22 protein-coding genes are annotated in these 22,246 nt (G+C 58.1%); 11 read left to right on the forward strand and 11 right to left on the reverse strand.

Going from position 1 to position 22,246, the window contains the following annotated elements; translation table 11 throughout:
* Positions 1-165 precede the first annotated feature (165 nt).
* Positions 166-909, reverse strand: coding sequence for a response regulator transcription factor (locus GFS31_RS02475; protein ID WP_198806716.1), 744 nt, complete (start codon positions 907-909; stop codon positions 166-168).
* Positions 910-1,293: 384 nt separating this feature from the next.
* On the opposite strand from GFS31_RS02475, the gene GFS31_RS02480 reads away from it, so the two are divergent.
* Both GFS31_RS02480 and GFS31_RS02485 read left to right on the forward strand, forming a co-directional pair.
* A complete protein-coding gene (locus GFS31_RS02480; RefSeq protein ID WP_198806717.1) occupies positions 1,294-1,692 on the forward strand; it encodes a two-component system response regulator in 399 nt (132 codons plus the stop codon).
* Between the two features lie 147 nt (positions 1,693-1,839).
* Positions 1,840-2,136 (forward strand): hypothetical protein, encoded by a 297-nt coding sequence (locus GFS31_RS02485; protein WP_198806718.1) that lies wholly within the window; start codon positions 1,840-1,842, stop codon positions 2,134-2,136.
* A gap of 13 nt (positions 2,137-2,149) precedes the next feature.
* Here the strand turns inward: GFS31_RS02485 and nagA are convergent, their stop codons facing one another.
* A complete protein-coding gene (gene nagA / locus GFS31_RS02490) occupies positions 2,150-3,301 on the reverse strand; it encodes an N-acetylglucosamine-6-phosphate deacetylase (protein WP_198806719.1) in 1,152 nt (383 codons plus the stop codon).
* A 297-nt stretch (positions 3,302-3,598) separates the two neighbouring features.
* Between nagA and GFS31_RS02495 the strand changes: the two genes are divergently transcribed.
* The 3 genes from GFS31_RS02495 to GFS31_RS02505 all read left to right on the forward strand — a co-directional run bounded on the left by GFS31_RS02495 (position 3,599) and on the right by GFS31_RS02505 (position 5,657).
* The gene (locus tag GFS31_RS02495; RefSeq protein WP_410503865.1) at positions 3,599-4,015 is read left to right on the forward strand and encodes a YeeE/YedE family protein; all 417 of its coding nucleotides are present in this window, start codon (positions 3,599-3,601) and stop codon (positions 4,013-4,015) included.
* A 95-nt stretch (positions 4,016-4,110) separates the two neighbouring features.
* The gene (locus GFS31_RS02500; protein WP_198806721.1) at positions 4,111-4,572 is read left to right on the forward strand and encodes a DUF6691 family protein; all 462 of its coding nucleotides are present in this window, start codon (positions 4,111-4,113) and stop codon (positions 4,570-4,572) included.
* Between the two features lie 170 nt (positions 4,573-4,742).
* Positions 4,743-5,657 carry a branched-chain amino acid transaminase gene (locus GFS31_RS02505; RefSeq protein ID WP_198806722.1) on the forward strand — a complete coding sequence of 305 codons (915 nt, stop codon included), beginning with the start codon at positions 4,743-4,745 and terminating at the stop codon, positions 5,655-5,657.
* A 139-nt stretch (positions 5,658-5,796) separates the two neighbouring features.
* Here the strand turns inward: GFS31_RS02505 and GFS31_RS02510 are convergent, their stop codons facing one another.
* Positions 5,797-8,058 carry a pentapeptide repeat-containing protein gene (locus GFS31_RS02510; RefSeq protein ID WP_198806723.1) on the reverse strand — a complete coding sequence of 754 codons (2,262 nt, stop codon included), beginning with the start codon at positions 8,056-8,058 and terminating at the stop codon, positions 5,797-5,799.
* Between the two features lie 439 nt (positions 8,059-8,497).
* Here GFS31_RS02510 and GFS31_RS02515 point away from each other — a divergent pair, with 439 nt between their 5' ends.
* On the forward strand, positions 8,498-8,911 hold the full coding sequence (locus tag GFS31_RS02515) for a hypothetical protein (protein WP_198806724.1): 414 nt from the start codon (positions 8,498-8,500) through the stop codon (positions 8,909-8,911).
* A 97-nt stretch (positions 8,912-9,008) separates the two neighbouring features.
* Here the strand turns inward: GFS31_RS02515 and GFS31_RS02520 are convergent, their stop codons facing one another.
* The 4 genes from GFS31_RS02520 to petB form a co-directional block, all read right to left on the reverse strand.
* Complete coding sequence (locus GFS31_RS02520; protein WP_198806725.1) at positions 9,009-9,434, reverse strand: hypothetical protein; 426 nt, start codon at positions 9,432-9,434, stop codon at positions 9,009-9,011.
* 61 nt (positions 9,435-9,495) lie between these two features.
* The gene (locus tag GFS31_RS02525) at positions 9,496-9,942 is read right to left on the reverse strand and encodes an ATP-binding protein (RefSeq protein WP_198806726.1); all 447 of its coding nucleotides are present in this window, start codon (positions 9,940-9,942) and stop codon (positions 9,496-9,498) included.
* A 200-nt stretch (positions 9,943-10,142) separates the two neighbouring features.
* Complete coding sequence (gene petD, locus GFS31_RS02530) at positions 10,143-10,625, reverse strand: cytochrome b6-f complex subunit IV (RefSeq protein ID WP_198806727.1); 483 nt, start codon at positions 10,623-10,625, stop codon at positions 10,143-10,145.
* Between the two features lie 169 nt (positions 10,626-10,794).
* Positions 10,795-11,463: a cytochrome b6 gene (petB, locus tag GFS31_RS02535; protein WP_190494024.1), complete on the reverse strand. Its 669-nt coding sequence runs from the start codon at positions 11,461-11,463 to the stop codon at positions 10,795-10,797.
* A 555-nt stretch (positions 11,464-12,018) separates the two neighbouring features.
* On the opposite strand from petB, the gene ctpA reads away from it, so the two are divergent.
* Complete coding sequence (gene ctpA, locus GFS31_RS02540; protein ID WP_198806728.1) at positions 12,019-13,260, forward strand: carboxyl-terminal processing protease CtpA; 1,242 nt, start codon at positions 12,019-12,021, stop codon at positions 13,258-13,260.
* An 88-nt stretch (positions 13,261-13,348) separates the two neighbouring features.
* Here the strand turns inward: ctpA and GFS31_RS02545 are convergent, their stop codons facing one another.
* Positions 13,349-14,260, reverse strand: a complete 912-nt coding sequence (locus tag GFS31_RS02545; protein ID WP_225907540.1) for a DMT family transporter — start codon at positions 14,258-14,260, stop codon at positions 13,349-13,351.
* 177 nt (positions 14,261-14,437) lie between these two features.
* On the opposite strand from GFS31_RS02545, the gene GFS31_RS02550 reads away from it, so the two are divergent.
* Entirely contained in the window at positions 14,438-15,313 is an 876-nt protein-coding gene (locus GFS31_RS02550) for a DNA adenine methylase (RefSeq protein ID WP_263974886.1), read from the forward strand.
* 51 nt (positions 15,314-15,364) lie between these two features.
* On the opposite strand, the gene GFS31_RS02555 is transcribed toward GFS31_RS02550, so the two are convergent.
* Complete coding sequence (locus tag GFS31_RS02555; protein WP_198806729.1) at positions 15,365-16,216, reverse strand: prephenate/arogenate dehydrogenase; 852 nt, start codon at positions 16,214-16,216, stop codon at positions 15,365-15,367.
* Between the two features lie 326 nt (positions 16,217-16,542).
* On the opposite strand from GFS31_RS02555, the gene accD reads away from it, so the two are divergent.
* The 3 genes from accD (at position 16,543) to petE (ending at position 18,754) form a co-directional block, all read left to right on the forward strand.
* Complete coding sequence (accD, locus tag GFS31_RS02560; protein ID WP_198806730.1) at positions 16,543-17,487, forward strand: acetyl-CoA carboxylase, carboxyltransferase subunit beta; 945 nt, start codon at positions 16,543-16,545, stop codon at positions 17,485-17,487.
* Between the two features lie 175 nt (positions 17,488-17,662).
* Positions 17,663-18,169: a photosystem II cytochrome c-550 gene (gene psbV / locus GFS31_RS02565; protein ID WP_198806731.1), complete on the forward strand. Its 507-nt coding sequence runs from the start codon at positions 17,663-17,665 to the stop codon at positions 18,167-18,169.
* Between the two features lie 168 nt (positions 18,170-18,337).
* Positions 18,338-18,754 (forward strand): plastocyanin, encoded by a 417-nt coding sequence (petE, locus tag GFS31_RS02570; protein ID WP_198806732.1) that lies wholly within the window; start codon positions 18,338-18,340, stop codon positions 18,752-18,754.
* Positions 18,755-18,947: 193 nt separating this feature from the next.
* Here the strand turns inward: petE and GFS31_RS02575 are convergent, their stop codons facing one another.
* Together GFS31_RS02575 and GFS31_RS02580 are read right to left on the reverse strand one after the other, a co-directional pair.
* Entirely contained in the window at positions 18,948-19,124 is a 177-nt protein-coding gene (locus GFS31_RS02575; RefSeq protein WP_198806733.1) for a hypothetical protein, read from the reverse strand.
* A 697-nt stretch (positions 19,125-19,821) separates the two neighbouring features.
* Positions 19,822-22,242, reverse strand: a complete 2,421-nt coding sequence (locus GFS31_RS02580; RefSeq protein ID WP_198806734.1) for a heavy metal translocating P-type ATPase — start codon at positions 22,240-22,242, stop codon at positions 19,822-19,824.
* Positions 22,243-22,246: the final 4 nt, after the last annotated feature.

The raw sequence follows: 22,246 nt of genomic DNA on the forward strand, positions 1-22,246 counted from the left end.
TCAGGCCTCAGGACATTGTGGGGGTTCGCTCCTTCTCAGTGATAGCGCCTGACCTGGTTTTTTATGCCTTTCCTACCTTCCGTGCCCCAGATGACTAGGCCCAGGTCATTCAGCCGTCTGCGATCTTTGCCGCAGACCGTGGCCGCCCATAGCTGGGGCTATCCATCAACCCAAGCCGGAGGAGGCGAGGTTGCCATGGCGGCTGTGGCCGTTGGTTTCGGCGGTTACGCGCTCGACATTAAAGCGATACCCCACGTTGCGGACGGTCTGAATGATGTTGGGCTGGCGAGGATCGACCTCAATCTTTTTGCGTAGGGACAGAATATGGGTATCGACGGTGCGGGGATTGTCGATGGCATCGGGCCAAGCTCGTCGTAGCAAATCGGTGCGGCTGAGGGGAGCCCCAGATGCCTGGGTCAGGACGTAGAGCAGGCTAAATTCTTGGGGGGTAAGGTCGATATATTCGCCTCGGAAATGCACTCGGCGCTGCACTAGGTCAATGTTGAGGTCGCCATAGGTGAGGGAGGCCGGAGCTGTCATCAGCCGACTACGACGGGTGAGCGCCTCTACCCGAGCCAAAAATTCCTGCATCCCAAAGGGCTTGGTGAGGTAGTCGTCGGCTCCGGCCCGCAGACCCGCTACAATGTCTGCCTCGGTAGTGCAGGCGGAGAGGATCATAATGAGGGGTTGACCGTGGCTGTGCAGCCAACGGCACAGCTCCAAACCATTACCATCGGGCAACTGAGAATCTAGGATAACCAGGTTGGGCTGTTTGGCCCGAAATAATTCGCGAGTTCGCACCATATCGGCTGACTGAAAGACTTTGTAGCCAGCCTGCTGAAGGTGCCACCCCAGGAGTGAACGCAAGTGGGGGTTGCCCTCAATGACGTGAACGGATACAGAACCCACAGAAATTAGCGATAGACGGCAGCTTTCACCAGCCCAACATATCAAAGGCTGATGGTCTTTTTTGTAGCTAGAGTTACCCCCACCCTCCCAAGATAGCGCTAGGGTTTTGGCGGCCTTCTATCCCCTTCGTTAAGGCGCTTTCCTGCCTATTATCGACCTGGCCTTGGCCCTCTGTCCGTCGATCTAATCCCCAGGCAACCTGGCCTTTGAGGGGAGGCGATCTCTTGATTTTGGCTAGAACCTAAAAAAAATGGAAGAACGGTGGGATCAAAAAGGGGGCAAATGGCCTCAAAATGGCCTAATACCTTCAAAAAAGCCGCTATACTCCCGAAATCAGGATTTAGCCTCGCCGCTACTATGGGGTTAGCGATAGGTTCGCAAACCATGATTTCGATCCATGATGGCTATATTCTCGTCCTAGACCCAGAGCACCAGGAGATCCGCAATATTCACGCCATGGAGGCCGACTTGCCCTACCCGGTGTTGGTGGCCCAGTCTGCGGAGCAAGCCATCGGCTGGCTGAGGCAGGGCCAGCCCTGCTTGGTCATTTTGGTGGGCAATAGTCGCCAAGCCTGGTCATCAACGCTGGCACGACATTTACGACAAATATCACCCAATAACGCCGTTACGATTGTAGCCCTTACCGATTCTGCGAGCCCCCAGTGGAACCACACAGAGGATGTGCCAGAATTAGATGGGTTTCTTGTCAAACCGCTCAGCCTTGATATTATTAGATCCTTGGTTGAATCGGCCCAAGCTCGACAGACCTGGCAAGGGGCTTGAGAATTTTTTTGACAAGCCTACCCAAGGCCAGGGATAGGTGTTAGAAAAATTTTTATTTGATTGCGTATTTTAACGGTTTAAATACAGAAAAATCTCAATTCGGTTGGCTGAAATGGGTATGCTTTGAAAAGGCCAAGGGAGCCCTCCATGCTGCCAAAAATTCTCGAAGAACGTCGCATTCAAGTCTTTAAGTTTTGGTTTGGTGGGGCATTACAGGATGGCTCGCACTATCAGAATGAGCTGTACTACCGTGCCCTGACGGTGGAGAGTACCCAGCGTACGCGGCTCTATCACCTCGCCTGTAAGCTCAGTGAACAGGGCGGCACGGTGTTGATCACCGTTGGCGATGAGCAGTACAGCATTTGGATTAGCCTCCGTAACCAATCCCTCATGCATCAGGTGATGGAGAATCGGCTGGCGGGGTTGCCCCGTCCGTCACTCTAGGGCAGGCTGGGGGCTAGGTGGTTGGGCACCACTGCCCCTGATCGATCACGCCCTGGATTGTCCATTGGTGCGGATCAAACACCACGACATTTGCGCCGTATCCTGGGGCCAGTTTTCCTAGGGTTTGATCCACACCAATGGCGCGGGCCGGATAGAGGCTGGCCATCCGTAGGGCTTCGGCCAGGGGCAAACCTACTTGATCGACGCAGTGACGCACCGCTTCGATCAGGGTGAGGGCCGATCCGCCTAGGGTGCCCTCCGCCGAGACACATTTGCCCTCGCGGTAGAACACCTCCTGCCCGCCGATGATGAAGGACGCCATCGCTGTGCCCACGGGGGGGGTGGCGTCAGATACCAGAACCAGGTGATCCCCCTTCAGCCGATGGGCCAACTGCACCGAATCAAAGTGGACATGGTGGCCATCTACAATGATGCCCGCGTAGACGTCAGGACGGCTAAACGCAGCGCCGACCAAACCGGGCGACCGTCCCATCCAGGGCGACATGGCATTGAACAAATGCGTCACCATGCGGATGCCCGCCTCAAACCCTGCTATCGCCGCCTCAAAGTTGGCGTCGGAATGGCCCGCTGATACCCGAATGCCCGCCTCCACTAGTCGCCGAATCTGAGCTGCCGAAACCTGTTCTGGGGCTAGGGTGATTAGGCGGACTCGCTCTGGGCCAGCTTCTATCATCTGGGTCATCATGGCGTCATCCGCAGGGCGCACATAGCGACCGTCGTGGATGCCTCGCCGTTTGGGGTTGAGGTAAGGCCCTTCTAGATGCAGCCCCAGCACCCGATGAGGATACTGCCGCCGATAGGCATCTACCACGGCTATGGCCTGCTCCATCGCCTGATCGGAGGTCGTGATCAAAGTGGGCAGAAAGCTGGTGGTACCACTTCGCAGGTTGGTGCGATGCATGGTGCTCAGGGTGTCTGGGGTAATGGCATCGTTAAACATCACCCCGCCGCAGCCGTTGAGCTGGAGGTCAATGAAGCCCGGAGCCGCCACCCAGCCCGATCCCTCCTGGCGGGGCAGGTCTGAGGGCAGACTGGCCGTGGGCACCACATCCAAAATGGTGGATCCATCCACAATCAGGGCGTGGTTCGACAGAATGCGATAGCCCGTATATAGCGTGCATTGGGTTAGGGCATATCGGGTCATGGCGTTCGGTCTTGGTGAAGGTCGGGGTTAATCATAGGCTACGGCAGCGTGGATGGCCCAGCCATGCCTGAGCAGTCCGATGTTCTTGCCCTAATGCGGCAATCACAATATTCCAGCCACAATATTCCAGCCACAATATTCCAGGTACAACGCCTCAATCACGATGGTTTAGCCGCAATGGTTTAACCAAAATGGTTTAACCGCAGCGTTACCCTATCTAGCAATTAACGTATTACTATATCGTTAAGTGGTAAATTTATTGATCCACAACCTTGCAACAACGAGAGGAACCCTATGGTGATTGATTGGTGGTATGGCCTATTAGGCGGCGGGCTGATTGGCCTTAGCGCCACGCTGCTGCTGGCCTTTAACGGACGCATCGCAGGTATTAGCGGCATGGTCAATGGGGCGATTAGCTTCGCTAGGGCCGAGAGTTGGCGCTGGATTTTCCTGGTGGGGATGCTGGGTGGCGGCGCACTGTATGAGTATGCCCTGGCCCCCAATCCCACCCCAACCTATGACTTTGCCCCCGTCACCATGATCATCGCCGGATTGCTGGTGGGTTTTGGCACCCGCATGGGCAATGGCTGTACCAGTGGCCACGGCGTTTGTGGGTTGGGGCGGCTCTCGGTGCGATCCTTAGTGGCAGTAGTGAGCTTCATGGTGGCGGGCTTTGTGACGGTGTTCATCACCCGCCATATTCTGGGGCTGTAGGTCATTTTTTGCCTCAGTCGTCCCCGGTCTCCTATCCAAGTGCCATCTGCTTCTCGAAACTATCTCTACAACACGCCTTCACCGCACCCATAACCATGAAATTTCAACAACACCTTGTCACCCTCGTTTCTGGTCTGCTCTTCGGCCTAGGTTTAGGCTATGCCCAGATGATCGATCCCGAAAAGGTCATTGGCTTCCTCGACTTACTAGGATCTTGGGATCCAACCCTAGCCTTTGTCATGGGAGGGGCGGTCGCCGTGACGCTGGTGACGTTCCGATTTATCCTCAAGCGGCCTCACCCCATCTTCGGCAGTAAATTCTATGTGCCCACCCGCCAAGACATTGACAAGCCCCTCATCCTCGGAGCGGCCCTGTTTGGCATTGGCTGGGGCATTGGCGGCTATTGTCCTGGCCCCGCCATTACGGCCTTGGTGCTGGGGTCTTTGAACCCGGTACTGTTCCTTGGGGCGATGGTGCTTGGATCGCTCTCCTACAAGTGGATCAGTGATCGCACCCCGCCAGAATCGACCCCTACGCCAGAAAGTCGCCCTAGCTGATAGAACGGTCACAAAACCGTGGAGGCCGATGCCGCGACGGGATTGGTAGCGGCGGTGATGGCAACCCCTAAAATCCAAAGAAGGCTGAACTTATTGGGGCAAGCTCAAAGATTGGCACTATCCTGATAAAGACTTCTTTGATCACGCCATCATCCAGTCCAGCCGTAGTTATGCAAAACTTTCTGCCCATTGCCTACTTTGAAGGCCAGTTTCGGGACTTTCAAGACGCCAAGCTCTCCATTGCCACCCACGCCCTCCACTACGGAACGGGAGCCTTTGGTGGGCTGCGGGGCATTCCCGATCCTCACCACGAGGGGCAGATTTTGCTGTTTCGCCTAGATCGCCACAGCCAGCGCCTTAGCACCAGTGCACGGCTGCTAAATTACGATCTCCCTGCCGAAACGATCCAGTCGGTGCTGATTGATTTCGTCAAGAAAAACCAGCCGAAGGTATCGTTTTACCTGCGCCCCTTTGTCTACACCTCTGATTTAGGCATTTCTCCCCGCCTACACAAGGTGGAGAAAAATTTCTTTGTCTACGGCCTAGAACTAGGGGACTACCTCTCGCCGGAGGGGGTTTCCTGTCGAATTAGCTCCTGGTATCGCCAGGAAGACCGCAGCCTGCCCCTGCGCGGCAAAATCAGCGGAGCTTACATCACCTCCTCCTTGGCCAAGACCGAAGCGGTGGAATCAGGCTTTGACGAAGCCATTTTGATGAACTCCCAGGGCAAGGTGAGTGAAGCTTCCGGGATGAATGTATTCATCGTCCGCAACGGCAAGCTGATCACGCCGGGGTTTGAGCAAGACATTCTAGAGGGCATTACCCGCGACAGCATCCTCACCGTAGCCCGCGACCTCGGCATTGAGGTCGTCGAGCGCCCGGTCGATAAAACCGAACTGTTCATTGCTGATGAGGTGTTCCTCAGCGGTACAGCGGCCAAAATCACCCCTGTGCGCCAGGTCGAAACCTACATGACCCCCACCCACCGCCCCATCACCACCCAGCTTCGCGAAAAACTGACGGCCATCACCGAGGGCCGTGATCCTGCCTACGACCACTGGGTTTTCCGGGTGCCGCTGGCCTAGGGAATGTCGCCAGCCCAGGAAGTGCCGCCCGCATGGCCCCTGCCCTGAGTCGCCATCGTGGTCATCGCCGATACATTGACCGATCCATCAGCAGAGCCAGGGAATCTTAGCCCGATCAACGGCCCCAGACCGAGGCGAGTTAGGGGCCACATTGGGGATGGGTGCCCCCCTGCTGGCAAATGTAGCCAAGCTGATCGGGATCTAGGTTTTTCGCCCTAGAAAAGTCCACCCCAGCTAGGGCATTTCCGGTTTCTGGCTCGGCGAGGGTGGCAATAAACCCGCTGCTAGGGGGAGCCGTGGCCGTAAAGAAAACTGCGCCTTGCAAATTGGCCCCGGCCAAATTGGCCCCGGTCAGCACCGTATCTTGAAGGTTGGCGTTTTGGAGATTGGCGTTTTGGAGATTGGCATTTTCTAGGTGAGCCTGGGTGAGGCGACTGTTGCGGAGATCGGCCTCGGCTAGGTTGGCTCCGGTGAGGGTGCTTGCTCGCAGGTCGGCGGCATTGAGGTCGGCGCGGGACAGGATGGCCTGGGTGAGATTGGCCCCGGCCAGGGTGGCTTCCCGCAGGCGGGCTTCGGTGAAGTCGGCCTGGGTGAGTTGAGCTTCGGTAAAGTCGGCCCCGGACAAACTGGTGCCCCGGAAGCGGGCCTGGTCAGCCTCGGCAGCGATGAACAGGGCGCTGCTGGCGTTAGCCCCAGAGAAGTCGGCATACTGGGCTTGGGCGTTGCTGAGGTTGGCCCGCAGCAGGCTGGCATTGTGAAACAGGGTGTGGCGCAGTTGGGCGGCAACCAAGCTGGCCTCCGTCAGGTCGGATTGGCTGAGGTCAGAAATCCAGTCGTCGAAGGTATCAGGACGACCATCGGGGCCTGGATCAAACAAAATGACCTTGCGTAGCCGCGCCCCAGACAGCACGGCCTGGTTCCAGCGAATTCCGGCGAGGTTCTGTTGCTCTAGCACTAGGGTAAAGGCATCGGGGCCTTCTGCTACCTGGGCCAAGTTGGTGCCGCTGAGATCAACCCCCTGGAGCTGGCCGCTGTGGAGCACCAAAATTTTGGCTAGGGTGCGCTTCACGGTGCGCTGACGCAGTTGGGCAATCAGGCGTTGATCGGGGGCCAGGGCAACGATATCGTTGGCCAAGGCCAGGTTGAGGCGTTGGAGATGGGGTAGGGCTGGTGGCCCCAGGGTAACAAGCGCCTGCTGAATCGTATCCAGCAGGGCCGGATCCCCCGTTTGAGCCAGGAGATCTACCAGCAGCGTGATGGCTCTCGGATCTTGGCTGCTGGCTAGGGCCAGGGCAGCGGCCTGCTGATCCCGAAAGGTATTGGCTCTCAGGCTGAGGTTCTCTACCAGGGCCAGGAACAAATCGTCGCTCCCCCCGGCAGGGGCGGATAGGGCAGTGCCCACCAAGGCCTGTCGCCGCAGACCATGGCCCAGGGCCAAGGCCAACGTAACCCCCGCTACCCCAAGGGCCATCGACCCCCAGGACAACCGCTGCCACCACCGCTGGGGCTGGGTCTCCTCCAAGGGGGAAATCACAATCGCCCGCAGGCCGCCCTCCTCCTGGGTCATGGTGAGCAATTGGGCCTGGGCAAAGGGAAACAGCCGATGGGCCGCTGTGGCCACCGTGGGCCGCACAAGGGCCGTTTGCGTCCCCAGGGGGGAGACCGTGCCGTCGGGGGCTAGGTCTACCGTGGCAGTTTTAACTTCGCCATGGTGGACAGGATGCCTAACGGGCAACCGTCCCCCCCGCAGCAGCAGCACCTTAGTCCCCGCCCAATAGTCGTGGAGGGCACGGCGAGACTGGTTCGTTAACCCCGTGGCCCCCAACACCAAGGCGCAGGCCAGTACCGTGCTGCCGCCTGTCATGCCTGTCAACAACGCGCCGCTGCCCAGCCACACCAGGTAGGCCGCCCCCAACGGAGCCCCGATTTTGCCTCCCCCTTCGCGTAGGAACGCGGCCCGATAACCGGGCATCCCATTCTCTAGCGTCACTACTTGCAGCCCCAGCCAAGCTTTCGGCCAACTTTTGCCCGTTTTGGCCACCTGGTGAAGGTGGACTCCTAGCAGACCCATGGGCAGCAGCACACCGCTGAACCACAGCAAATTGGTGGTGACGGGCACCTCCTGAATGAGGCTAGAACGGGGTTGTCCTAGGGTGCGCGCTACCCCCCCCTGCACAATCTGCGACACTGGGTTTAGGGGCACCAGATCAGCCTCGACCCGTTGACGTATCCCTTCACCCAACCCCCAGGGCACCGCCGCCGCCCCCACCAAAAAACCGACCTCCAGCCCCCAGGCCAAAAGCCGCCGCAGGGCCAAGCTGTGGCGATTAGACAGCACCCCCTTCACCCGATCCGCCGATACGGGGGTTGCCATGGATTGGGGATGGGAAGTCTGCGCCATGATCCACCGTTACCAATTCAGCATTACCAACACAGCATTACCAATACAGCCCCACCCCTGCACCCAGGCGAGGAACGGAGATTCCTGAGGGCCATTCGCCATCCGAGGCACTCCCAAGAGACAGGGCAATCGCGCCTAGCAATCGCGCCTAGACGTCACGCTGCCAAGGTTGAGGTAAGGCGATGGTGCTTTATGTTTTAGCACTCAATTCCCGTTCTGAGCACAGAACTTTGGGGAACCTTTGGGGAACCTGCGGGTCAGCCAACCGTCTATCCCTTGGCTGTTGCCCAACCGATGGATTCAAGGCACTCTGCAAACTGGCATAGATCGATGCTGGTCACTGTCGAGACTGCCTACCATAGAGATAAGTAACCCAGCGTCCCAGCCGTCTACAACGCTAGGCGCTGCCCCCTTTTCGGGCCAAGGAGGCCGTGCGGTGATGAAAACAATGCGTCAAACCCTCACTCTTTCCGTTGTGGCGTTGGCTCTGTCCTTCCTAGGGGGCACGGCCCTGGCTCAGTCTGTGGCCCGCACCCCCCTTACCCAGACCGTTCAGGCCCAGGGATCGGTCACGCCAAGCCAACCCTCTGCCTGTGGCCTTCGTGCCCCTGGGGCCGCTCAAGTGCTGGATGTGCGCGAAGACTTTACGGCGGTCAATATCGCTGTCAGCGGTAGCCCTGGTCTCACCCTCTTCATCGAAGGGCCAGAGGGCTTTAGCGAGTGCCACACCACCAGCGGCCCATCCGGGACTGTGAATGCGCCGGGGCTGCTCAACCGAGGGCGCTACACCTTCTATGTTGGCAACGCCAATCCCGTTACGACCACCTACCAACTTGCCATCAGCCAGGACTAACCTTGGCCTGCCCTCCAAGCCAATCCCAGAAAGGCTGAGTAGGCTGCGCCGCTTGGGAATCAGGGCGATAGAACCTGGAGGGGGCAGGAGGCAAATCTCAGTCCTGCTGGCCCTCTGGCAGGGTGGGGGGAACGTCTAGGGTAAGGGTGTCCGCTGTAATATCCACCACATCCACGGCTGTGATGTCGATGGTGCCTTCCTCTGCTGGCCGCTGGAAGCCCTTGGCGGTCGTGGTGAGCAGGGTGCCGCAGTTGGGACACTGGGTAGCCGCGTCCTTAAGGCCCGTGAGGGGGGTAGTACAGACCGGGCAATCGGCCTGGATCAGATTACGCTTGAGCCAAAACCGCGCACCCACAAAGGCAAAGACGGGGATCAGCAAAATCAATACCACAATCACCGCTAGGGACTTCACAATCCACCCTAGCCCCACCGCCCCCAGCAGCCAAAGGAAGCCCAGCAGGGTGAGCCAGCAGCCCAGGCCCGATAGGTTGAACTGGATTTGGCGAAATCCGGGTTGGCTCACGGCATGATTCCTTGATAACGGTGGGCATGAAGACGGGCTATGGTTGCCGGGAAGGGCGCGGCTAGCCTAGGGTGCAGACGCCGTACTTCACAATGGAGAGGCAGTTCCGCCCATCTTGGAGGCGTTGATAGGTGACTCGGTCGGCCAATCGACGCAGCAGGAACCAGCCATAGCCCCCATTATCTAACAGTTCTCCAGGTTGTGGCTCTGGCAAAAGGTCGGGATTGAAGGGCTGCCCGTGATCCCAGATCCGAATCTCGACGCAATCGTTCGCGAGGTCAACGTCGATATTGATGGCCGTATCGGGGGGAAGATGGGCATGGGCATGGCGAACGGCGTTGGTAAAGCCTTCGGTGAGGGCTAAACCCAAGCGGTCGGTGTAGTGCGTCACCCACGCACAATCGTCTTCTAGGGTTCGGCAAACCTCGTTAAACCAGCGCTGCACATGACTGACGAGGTCAATCTGGCTGGTCACTTTGAGCCGTTCCTGTCGTACCGTTTTGACCATCTTCTACCTGTCCCCACGAACAAGAGTTTAGCAAGCCAGCTTTGATGGGCGATGGTGATTGAATGTTGTAGTTTTCTATACGTTCTATGATAAGTTTAGCGAACAATTATTTGCCAACAAAAAACTTGCGTAAAACGAAACAGTTCTACGCAAGTCGATAGGATATTAGGAAATCCTAATATCTTCTGGCTGATTAGATCCTAGAACAGGCCCAGGGTCAGGGATTCTTGGATGGGGAAGGTAGCGCCAATGCCCAGCCACAGGGTCACTAGGGTACCGAACAGGAACAGGGTGGTGGCCACAGGACGGCGGAAGGGATTTTGGAACTTGTTGATGCTCTCGATGAAGGGCACCAGCATCAGCCCCAGGGGAATAGCGGTCATTGCGCCGATACCCAGCAGCTTGTTAGGCACAATCCGCAGAATTTGGAAGGTGGGGTACAGGTACCACTCCGGCAGAATTTCCAGGGGGGTGGCGAAGGGATCGGCGGGCTCACCCACTAGGGCAGGATCGAGCACGGCCAGGGCTACGCAACAGGCAATGGAGCCCAGAATCACCACGGGGAAGATGTAGAGCAGGTCGTTGGGCCAAGCAGGTTCGCCGTAGTAGTTGTGGCCCATGCCCTGCTTGAGCATTTCTCTGAGCTTAGGATCGCTGAGATCCGGCTTCTTAATGGTTGCCATTCAAATGTTCTCCTCTTAAATAAAGTTGGTGAGGCCGTGCCTCAACAAAGTCGGTAAGGTTAAGCCTCAGCACACACAGCGGGGACTGTCCCCTAGCCTAAATAGAAGGGGATGAGTTGACCCATGATAGGTTGACTCATCCCAGTTCCCAAGCCTCCTTAGCCCTCGTTTACAAAGGCCCGGAGATGCCTTGCTTGCGGATCATCAGGAAGTGCATCAGCATGAACACGGCAATCGCCCAGGGTAGAACGAAGGTGTGCAGGCTGTAGAAGCGGGTAAGGGTAGCTTGGCCCACCGCTTCGCCGCCGCGCATCAGTTCAACCACAGTGCCGCCCACCACGGGAATCGCACCAGGAACGCCGGACACGATTTTCACGGCCCAGTATCCCACTTGGTCCCAAGGCAGAGAGTAGCCCGTCACACCGAAGGTTACGGTGATGACGGCCAGAATCACGCCCGTCACCCAGGTGAGCTCGCGGGGCTTTTTGAAGCCGCCCGTGAGGTACACGCGAAAGACGTGGAGGATCATCATCAGCACCATCATGCTGGCAGACCAGCGGTGGATGGAGCGGATCAGCCAACCAAAGTTGACGTCGGTCATCAGGTACTGAACCGAGTTAAACGCTTCCGTTACCGTGGGTTTGTAGTAAAACGTCATGGCGAACCCAGTGGCGAACTGGATCAGGAAGCAGGTGAGGGTAATGCCGCCTAGACAGTAGAAGATGTTGACGTGGGGAGGCACGTACTTGCTGGAGATGTCGTCGGCTAGGGCCTGAATTTCCAGCCGCTCATTGAACCACTGATAGGCCTTAGAGTCGGTAACTTGCTTGGTAAACATGAAGCGGGAAACTCTATATATCAATAATTGCCATCAATGAAAAATGTAACATAGCCGTAACGGCAGAACGACCCTTGCCCCGGTTGTTTCACCCTATTTTTCCGGTGACGATACCCCCAGGATCGCCCCCAAACGGCTTAAATCAGCACTTTTGCCCAGTTCTGGATGAGAGGCGGGCTTCACTTTTTTAACATTTTGTTACATTCTCTCTCAAAGGCTTAATCCAAAGGCCCTAGGCGGGTTTCCCTGAGATCGGTCAATATGAACAATAGGAAGCGCCTAAGGTAAGGTACAACCAACCTAGGGGATTTCCGGTTACTTGGTGACTATATAGATCGGTGAATAATGTTTTGGTAGGTTGCAGAGTCTCGGAAGCCCTTACCCCTAACCCCTCTCCCAGGAGGAGAGGGGAGCAGGAAGGAAGTCAAAGTCCCTCTCCCACCATGGGAGAGGGATTTAGGGAGAGGGCCAATCTAAGACGAAGGGAAGCCTTCTCTACATAAGTGAATAAGTGAGACGACCCTTTAACAATCTTGTTCGTGGTTTGCGAGGACTATGAGATCACTGCTACGGCTGTTGGTGTTGGGACTGTGTATCGCTGGGCTGGTGTTTGGCGCTGTGGGGGCAAGGCCCGCCTTGGCCCTGACGTCGGATCAGGACTTGGTAGCGGAGGTGTGGCGCATCGTCAACCGCGCCTACGTGGATGAGACCTTTAACCATCAAAACTGGTGGTTTATTCGTCAGCGGGCGCTGAAGCGGAACTTTGCCACCCACGAGGAAGCCTACGACGCCATCCGCGAAATGCTGGCGAACTTGGACGATCCCTACACTCGCCTGCTGCCGCCGGATCAGTACCACAGCCTGCAAACCAATACCTCCGGCGAACTGACCGGGGTGGGCCTGCAAATTACTAAGGACGACGATCCGGGCTGGCTGCGGGTGATTGCCCCCATCGAAGGATCACCCGCCGAACAGGTGGGCCTACAGCCTAAGGATTTGATCCTTTCCATTGACGGCACCACGACGACGGCTCTTTCTTTGGATGAGGCGGCGGCAAAAATGCGGGGGCTGCGCGGCACCACCGTCACCCTGGAGGTGAGGCGCGACGCGGAAACCACCTCCCGCCAGGTGATGCTGACCCGCGATGTGATTACCCTCAACCCGGTTTATGCCCAGATGGACTTCACCCCCGGCGGTCAGCCAATCGGCTATATGCGCCTAAGCCAGTTCAACGGCAATGCGGCGGAGAGCGTGGCCGGAGCCATTCGTGACCTGACTGACCAAGGGGCCGAGGGCTTTATTTTGGACTTGCGGAACAACCCCGGTGGGCTGCTCCAGGCGGGCATCGAAATTGCGCGGCTGTGGCTACCGGAGGGCACCATTGTCTACACCGTCAACCGCCAGGGTATTTTGGACAGCTTTGAAGCCTTTGGCCATGCCCTCACCGATGCGCCCTTGGTTGTGCTCGTGAACGAAGGCACCGCCAGCGCCAGCGAAATCTTGGCCGGAGCCTTGCAGGACAATGGCCGCGCCAAACTGGTGGGCAGCACCACCTTCGGCAAGGGGCTGATTCAATCGCTGTTTGATCTCCCCGATGGGGCGGGCTTAGCTGTGACTGTGGCCAAGTACGAAACCCCTGACCACCACGACATCAATCGCCTCGGCATTACCCCTGACCGCATGGTCAAAGGGGTGCCCCTCACCCGCGACACCATTGCCACCGAGGCCGACCCCCAATATCGGGCAGCGCTGGAGATGCTGAGCCAGTCACCCGTAGTGGTGGCGAAGGCTCCCTAGGCAGGGGCAAAATCAGCTCTGTCTGGGGCGTTTGAATCGTTCTAGGGGGCTTGGGGTTGCCAGGGGCTGTGCCACCGCCGAAGGGAGCTTAGGCATCACGGCTGATGAAGCGCAATGTCCCGGAGGCCAGCAAGGCTCCGCCCACGATCAGGATACTGGAGAGGAGCAGTGTCCAGGAGGGATCCGCTTGCCTTGCCAGCACCAGCAGCAGGGTAGACAGGAGCGGAGCCAGGTAGGAGAGGGTGCCCAACGTCCGTAGGTTGCCTTGCTTAACACCGTAATCCCAGGTGAAAAAGGCCAGCCCCACCGGGCCAATTCCTAGGGCGAACACCGCCAGCCATTGCCACCCCACGGGCAACACCGAGGTTTCTGTCAGCCCATGACACACCCAGGCCAGAACCGCCGTGACGCCACAAAACCCGCCAACGGATTGGGTAGGAATGGCCCCAAAGTAGCGCGACAGCACCGAATAGCCCGACCAGGTGAAGGCGCAGACCAACGCCGCCAGGTAGCCCGTGGTGTATTCCGCCCGTAAGGATAACCCCTGCCCCTGGGTAATCAGCAGCCCCGCCCCCAAAAAGCCCAACGCCGCCCCCGCCCCGTGGAACCAGCGCAGTCGCTCACCGGGCAGCCAGGCCGACATCAACACAATCAGCAGCGGCCAGAGGTAGGCAATCAGGCTGGCCTCCACCGCCGGGGCGTGGCGCAGGGCCAAAAAATAGAAAAAGTGATACCCAAAGAGGCCAAATAGCCCCACCGCCCACACCGCAGCGGGCAGCTTCAGGTAGCGCCAGGGCGATTCACCCTCCCGCCACCACAGCAGCACTCCCACCCCAAAGGCCAGGGTAAAGGCCATCGCCGTGAGCTGAAAGGGCGGAATGGGGCCGCTGAGTTGGGTCAACAGCGCCAGGGTGGCCCACATCCCAATGGCGGTGAACCCAATTAGCGTCGCTCTAGGACTGGCAGAAACCGAGGAGGAGGTCATCAGAAAAGCGCCCATAACGAGAAATTAGGGTGACGAAGGGCAACCCAACCCACGGTTTGCGACACCCCATGCTTAACATGCCTTGAAAAAGTGCGTTTTTCCAAGCCCTTTGGTATAGTGGGGAGTAATACAAGCGATCTGGATCCGAAACGACATCTATTTCTGCTAGAGCCTCTATCAAAGGTAGCTACTGTGGCTGTCCCCGTTGCCTCCATCCCTACGCCGACTACCGCTGCGACTGTTGTGGCGTCCAACCCGGTGGCTCGCCCGTTTTTAAAGTGGGCGGGGGGAAAGGGCCGTTTGCTCAGCCAGTATGAACCCTTTTTCCCCACATCCTGCCACACCTATTACGAACCCTTTGTGGGCGGAGGGGCCGTCTTTTTCCACCTGGCTAACCGAGTGCAGCGGGCCGTCCTAGGCGACATCAACCCCGAACTCGTCAATGTCTACCGCTGGGTGCGCGATGCCCCTAGGGCGCTGATGGCCAAACTAGAGCACCACAAACGCCACCACAGTCCCGACTACTATTACCACATTCGGCAACAGCACCACCTGCCCCTGCCCCTCGACCGGGCGGCGCGGCTGATTTACCTCAACAAAACCTGCTACAACGGTCTCTACCGAGAAAATTCCCAGGGCCAGTTCAACGTCCCCGTCGGGCGCTACAAAAATCCAGGCATCTGCGACCCCGATCTCCTCTGGGCGGCTTCGTCGGTGCTGCAACGGGCGCAAATTGTGGAGACCCCCTTCACCGAGATTCTGCAACAGCCCCTTACCCCCCAAGATTTTGTCTACCTCGACCCGCCCTACCATCCCATCAGCGCCACCAGCCATTTCACTGGCTACAGCCGCTACGGCTTTGGCCCTGCCGATCAGGAATGCCTCGCCCAGGTGTTCCGCCAACTGGCCGAGCGCGGAGTCCGGGTGATGTTGTCAAATTCTGACTGTGAGTTTATTCGCAGTCTGTACGAGGGCTTTTCGATGCACTCGATCCAGGCCAGTCGGATGATTAACACCAACGCCCAACGCCGGGGCAAAATTAGCGAACTGCTGATCACCTCCTACTAATCACCTCCCACTAATCAGTAAGGTTGCGGTGCATTGCTGGGCGAATGCACCCTACAGCGCATCATCCACATAGGCGGGACGGGCCGCTTGGGTTTGGGCAAGAAAGTGATGCAGGCCGTCCCAATCTTCTACCTCAACGAGGGCGCGAATTTGGCCCAGTTGGCGCTGGTATAGGGCGATGGAGGACAGTAATGCCTCCCGGTTGTAGCGGGCCATGAGGGTGCCCAACTCAGGCACGCCGCCGCCGACCCGGCTGGTGTCGTAAAAGCCAGAACTGGCCAGGGCTTGGGCCAATTGGCGTAATTCCGGCTTCGGCTCCTGCTGGCAAGCTTGGATTAAGCTACTGCTGACCATCACAGGCAGGTGAGAAATCCAGGCCACGGCTTGATCATGCTCCTGGGGTGAGCAGCAATACCGACGGGCTTCCAGTTGATCGACTAATCCTGCCATCGCGTCTAAATCCTGGGGGACGGTATCCGCTGTGGGCGTGAGCACGTAGGGACGCCCCCGAAACAGATGGGCTTCGGCGACGGCCAAACCCGCCTCCGCTTTGCCCGCCATGGGATGCCCGCCGATGAAGTGGGGCCAAAGGGCCGTTAAGCCTGGTACTAGAGCACCTTTGACAGAACTCACATCGGTCAAAATGGCCTCGGCCTTGAGATGGGGCACCACCTGTTGGGCAATCTCGATCACCCTGTCGATGGGAGTGCAGAGAAACACCCCATCGGCTTCGGCGACCAAACTCAGATCGGTGCTTCCTTGGTGGATAACCCCTCGTTTTAGGGCCATGGCTACCGTTTCGGGGCGACGGGCCACCCCCAACACCCGATAGCCCAGCCGGGAAAAATCGAGGCCGAGGGAGCCACCAATGAGGCCCAATCCAACAATGGCGATGGTTTGCATAGGTTCACAATCTGGGGGGTAAAGAACAGAATCTCAGGGGTTGGCGGCAGGATCTGACCCAAATCCTATCGGATCAACCCCAGAACTCTGGCCTCTCTCGCAGCCTAGGGGCGAAATTCCAGGATTCTTTCCCATCCCTGACTCCAAGCTCAGCCGATTAACCACAGACCTCTGGGATCTTCGCCGCCTAGGGGGCCTTCCCCACCGAGGAATCCACACTAGAGGCGATCTATCGGAGGCGAACCAAAACGGCTAGGATGAAGAGTACGTCCTAAACAAGCATAGTATAGGCGTTCTATCTTCGTTGTTCCACTCCCTCCCCCATCATGTCCCTGTTTGACTGGTTTGCTAATCGCCGTAAGTCTGGCCCCATCAGCGAAGATCGCCAAGAGCGCGAGATTGCCGATGGTCTGTGGACAAAGTGTGAGCACTGCGACGTGCTGACCTACACCAAGGATTTGCGGGCCAACCAGTGGGTGTGTGGAGAATGTGGCCACCACCACCGCATTTTCAGCGATGAGCGCATCCGCCAACTGATCGACGCCAACACCTGGCAGGCGTTGGATAGCCACATCCAGCCCAAGGATCCCCTAGGCTTTAAAGATCGCAAGGGCTACAGCGACCGCATCCGCGAAACCCAAAGCAAAACCCAACTGGCTGATGCCGTGCAAACCGGGCTGGGAGAACTGGACGGCTTGCCCGTGGCGTTGGGGGTGATGGATTTTCGTTTCATGGGCGGCAGCATGGGGTCTGTGGTGGGGGAAAAACTCACCCGCATGATTGAGCGCGGCACCGAGGAACGCCGCCCCGTAGTGATTGTCTGTGCCTCGGGGGGGGCACGGATGCAGGAGGGGATGCTGAGCCTAATGCAGATGGCCAAAATTTCTGGAGCCTTGCAGCAGCACCAGTCCGCTAATCTGCTCTACATGCCCGTGCTGACCCACCCCACCACCGGGGGCGTCACTGCCAGCTTTGCTATGCTAGGGGATATCATCATTGCCGAACCCAAGGCCACCATTGGCTTTGCCGGACGCCGGGTGGTAGAACAAACCCTGCGGGAAAAACTGCCCGACGATTTCCAAACTGCCGAATACCTGCGGGAACATGGCTTTGTGGATCTAATTGTGCCCCGCACCCAACTGAAGCCCACCCTGGCCCAACTGATTCGCCTCCACCAGCCCACCCCCAGCGCTCTGTCCATCGAGACGTCATCGTCCTGGGCCAACGGCCTCAACCACGCCGCTTCCCCCCATCTTGTGACCGATCCCTAGGGCCGCTAAACTCCCCCTAGGGGGGCTGGCCTTAGCCCTAGGAAATCGCTGAGAAAGCTTGGGAATCGCCCCCTTCGGTGGCATGATAGTCATTACTACATGGACTGAGGGAAATTTTTTTCGCCGTCCGCTGTGTTGATGTCCATACTTGAACTCTATACATTCGAGGAGAACCATGTTGAAGAGATGCCTGTGGCTAGTTGCGGTCGCACTCTTCTTTGTCAGCCAACTGATGATGGGAGAGGCCGTTGCGGCTGAGCTAGATGCGGCCACCCGCACGGTACAGCTCAATCCTGAAGGAGACACCGTTGTGCTTTCCCTGGAGCAAGTGACCCGTGGCCGCCGCCAGTTTAACTACGCCTGTGGCACCTGCCATGTGGGCGGCATTACCAAAACCAACCCCACCGTGGGCTTGGATCCTGATTCTCTGGCCGGGGCGCTGCCTCCCCGCGACAACATTGAAGCCCTGGTGGACTACCTGAAGTCCCCCACCACCTACGACGGGTTGACCGATATTTCCCAGGTTCACCCCAGCAAAAAGAGTGCCGACATCTTCCCCAAAATGCGTAGCCTAACGGAGGAAGACCTCGTCGCCATTTCGGGCCACATTCTGCTTCAGCCCAAGGTGATCGGCGATATGTGGGGTGCGGGTAAGACTCGTTTCTCGGCTCCCCCGGTCTAAGTTATCCAGCAGCCCCGCCATCGGGGGAAGAGAAAGCAAGGGGTTTCGGCCCCTTGTTTGCGTTGAGAAGCTACCCAAGAGGGTAGGATTAGCAGGTAAGATGCCATAGAGCGCTGAAATTCAGCCGCATCATTGATTGAACTGGAGATAAGCCCTTAGAGGTAGTTTATGAATCGTATCCTTCGTGCCGCCCAACGCTTGGGCATTGCTGCGCTGTCCGTTCTCGTTGTGTTGGGTGCCCTAACCCTCATTTCTGCCCCCGCTTCCGCCACCAACTACGAAGTGAAAATGGGTAACGATGCGGGTCTGCTGGTGTTTGAACCCAGCACCATCACCGTGAAGCCTGGTGACACCGTAACCTGGGTAAACAACAAAATGGCCCCCCACAACGTCATTTTTGACGATGCTGGTAGCCCTGGCGATAAGGAACTGGCCGATAGCCTGTCCCACACCCAACTGACCTTTGCCCCTGGCGAAAACTACGCCACCACCTTCACCAGCGATATGCCCGCTGGCACCTACACCTACTACTGTGCTCCCCACCGTGGGGCTGGCATGGTCGGCAAGGTAATCCTGGAAGGTTAATAACAACCCACTAGCCCTGACAAAACCTGGGTTAGAACGATCATTTCCCCAGAGCGTCTTCTTAGGCGCTCTTTTTTATGAGCTTTATGAGCCTCAGCAACAGCATTGCCATAGAACCCATGGCCATAGAACCCATGCCGACGGCGGTAGCCAGTTCCCAGGACGCAAACGACGGAACTAGCACGCCCAGGCTTTAGATCACGCGGGTGGCCAGCAGTTGTTCTTCGAGGGCGGCAATGCGGTGATAGGCGGCGGTGAGTTGGGCTGTGAGGCGCTGAATCTGGATGTCTTGGGAGAGGTTGGCGTCTACCGTCTGCCGCTCTGAGGGCTGATAGTCGCCATCGACCAGCACATCTTTGTGTTCACACACGGCGTCTAACCCAGAAGCCCCTGAGCTTGGGGATGGGCGGGATAGGCTGTGCGGGGCACTATAGCGAGGCATTCCGTAGGTGCTGGATCCTCCAACTCTCAGGTCAGCCCTGACATCTAGGGGGGGATGAGAGGAGCCCAACATGGCAGAGATTTGATCCTTGACTTGGTCAATCAGATGATGCAGTTCGTCAACTTTTTCAGTCAAGATAACGACTTGCGTTTGGATGGAGTCCATATGACGCCTACAGGGGAAATGTCATCCCCATCCTAAGTCTGCTAACCTCTATTACCCGGTCTTTCCTGAATCATTTAACGTTTGTTTGACTAAGTTTTAAACTATTTTCAATCAAAAGAGCTTTACCATCGTGCCTACAAAGAACCGTGGCAGATTATGGTGATTTGTAGGTGATGAACGAAAAAACGTTACATTTAGCACTGAAGTTCGTGGTTTTACTGGAATACTTCGATCTAGCTCTCCCCTCCCCACCCCGAATCTGCGGTGAGGTTTTTATTTTTTCATAACAGAAAAAATACCCTGGGGCTGGGCCCTGGTTGACTAACAAAACTTGCGAGAACCCATCGTGGTCGAAGGGGCAGGAGCCCTGACCCCTAGGTGAATCCAAGGCTGTAGGGGCGTGGTTTTTGCGCCCGCCGCAGAATCTTTTGTCCGTTAGAACTGGGCCATTGGCAGGGGGCTAAAGCCCCTTCCCTGAACGGCTTGATGGCTGAAAAGACCGTCGTAGCAGGAGTGAGTTAACCACCACCGTCACCGAGCTAAAGGCCATCAGACCTCCAGCGGCAGCGGGGCTGAGGCTGGTGCCAAAGGAGGGAAGTAGCACTCCGGCGGCAAGGGGAATGGTGATGAGGTTGTAGGCAAAAGCCCAGGTTAGGTTCTGACGAATTTTGCCGACGGTGGCGCGGCTCAGGTCGAGGGTTTCCAGCAGGCCAGAGAGGTGGTTGGCCATCAGAATGACGTCAGCGGTGTCTACGGCGATGTCGGTGCTCGATTGCAGGCTGACCCCCACATCGGCCTGGGCGAGGGCAGGCGCATCGTTCAGGCCATCTCCCACCAGAGCAACGGTGTGGCCATCGGCTTGAAGCGCTTGGAGGGCGGCTACTTTGGCCTGGGGCGAGGCTTCTGCCATCACCTGATCGGCGGGGAGATGCAGTTGGGCTGCAATGGCCTGGGCGACGGCGGATCGGTCGCCGCTGAGGAGGTAGACAGCGAGGCCCCGCTCTTGCAACTGCTGTACTACGGCAGCGGCTTCGGGACGCAGGGAGTCGGCGATGGCCAGATAGCCCACCAAGGTTTGGCCTAGACCCAGATAGACCACCGTTTGGCCGTTTTGTTCTAAGGCTTCCACCGCTGCGAGAACGGACTCAGGGATCGTGATGTCCTGCTGTTGCAGCCAGGTGGGATTGCCAAGAATGCAGGGGGTAGGAGTGCCTTGCCAGGTGACGGTCGCCACCACGCCAAGGCCCGGTTCGGTGATGAAGTGATCGGCTGGAAGCAGCGGTAAAGCGTCGGCTTGGGCCGCCGCTTGAATCGCTACGGCCAGGGGATGCTGGGTGCCGCTTTCCACGGTGGCGGCGAGTTGCAGAATATCTGAAGGACTCCGACTGCTGACCAGGGCTTCGATGGCCGTGACCCTAGGTTGGCCCAGGGTGAGGGTTCCAGTTTTGTCAAAAACCACGGTATCGACCTGGCCTAGGGCTTCGATTCTATCGCCGCCGCGAATCAGCAGACCTCGTTCGGCTCCTAGGCCCGCACCCACCAAAATGGCCGTCGGCGTGGCCAACCCCAAGGCACAGGGACAGGCTACCACCATCACCGCAATCGCTAACTTGAGACTCACCAGCACGGTGGAGGAGGTGGCGGTGATCGCGTGATCCATGGCGGCCATGCCGAGGGTGGCGGACATTACCTCAGGCCAGCGGGGAAGACCAATGAAGTACCAAAACAGGAAGGTTAACACCGCCAACGAAAGGACGCCGTAGGTGAAATAGCCGGAAATGTTGTCGGCTAACCGCTGGATGGGGGCCTTGCGGCTTTGAGCCGTGTCCACCAGATGAATCATCTGAGCGAGCAGGGTGTTTTGCCCCGTGCCCGTCACCTGAACGGCAATGGCTCCCGTCTGGTTGAGGGTGCCTGCGGCTACGCTGTCCCCCGGTTGTTTGAGGACAGGAATTGATTCCCCAGTCAGCATGGCTTCGTCTACGGTGGATTGCCCCGCGACGATTACCCCATCGGCGGGGATTTTCTCCCCCGGTAGCACCTGCACCCATTCCCCTGGTTGCACATAGCTAGCCGGAACTTCTACCCCCGCTTGGGCCACCTCCGAGGTGCTAGGGTCAGCAATTAAGCGAGCCACACTGGGCTGAAGCTCCACCAGCGACCGCAGGGCATCCGCCGCCCGAAATCTGGCCCGCTGTTCGAGGGTGCGGCCCAGCAGAATAAAGCTCAGCAGCATGACGGGCTCATCAAAGAAACACTCCCAGCCCAGCCCAGGAAAGGCCAGGGCCGCCAGACTGGCTAGGTAGGCACTGCCGCTACCTAGAGCTACTAGGGTGTTCATGGTGGGGGCCAGCCGCCGCAGCCCCTGCCAGCCGTCCACCACAATGTCTCGTGCAGGGCCGATCAGGGTTGCCGTTGCCAGTAGGCCATGGAACCACAAATCGCTAAAGATGGGGACGGTGAACCAGCCGAAATGCTTGAGGTGGCCTAGGGTAGAAAGGCCCAGCAATCCGAGGGCGAGGGCAAGGCGCTGGCTTTGCTGCCGTTGTTCCTCTCGCTTGCGGTCTACCCAGGCTTTCAAATCATTGACGCCATCGCTGTCGATGGCGCGGGGGGTGGTGGGAAAGCCTGCCTCCGTCACCACCGCTGCTAGGTCGGCGGGGGTCAGCCGTCCCGATTCGGCCTCCACCACCGCCACCTCTGTCACCAGATTTACCGTGGCGGCCACCACGCCCTCCACCTGGGTCAGGCGCTTCTCCACCGTGCGCACACAGCCCGCACACATCATGCCCTGCACATTCAGCACTAGGGTATCGTGGGTGGCTGGGGCTGAGCTAGGGGATAAAGACCGTTCACGGGCGGACTGGGGAAGCACCGGCATAGGA

Source organism: Leptolyngbya sp. BL0902 (genome assembly GCF_016403105.1).
In the GTDB taxonomy this organism is placed as follows: domain Bacteria; phylum Cyanobacteriota; class Cyanobacteriia; order Phormidesmidales; family Phormidesmidaceae; genus Nodosilinea.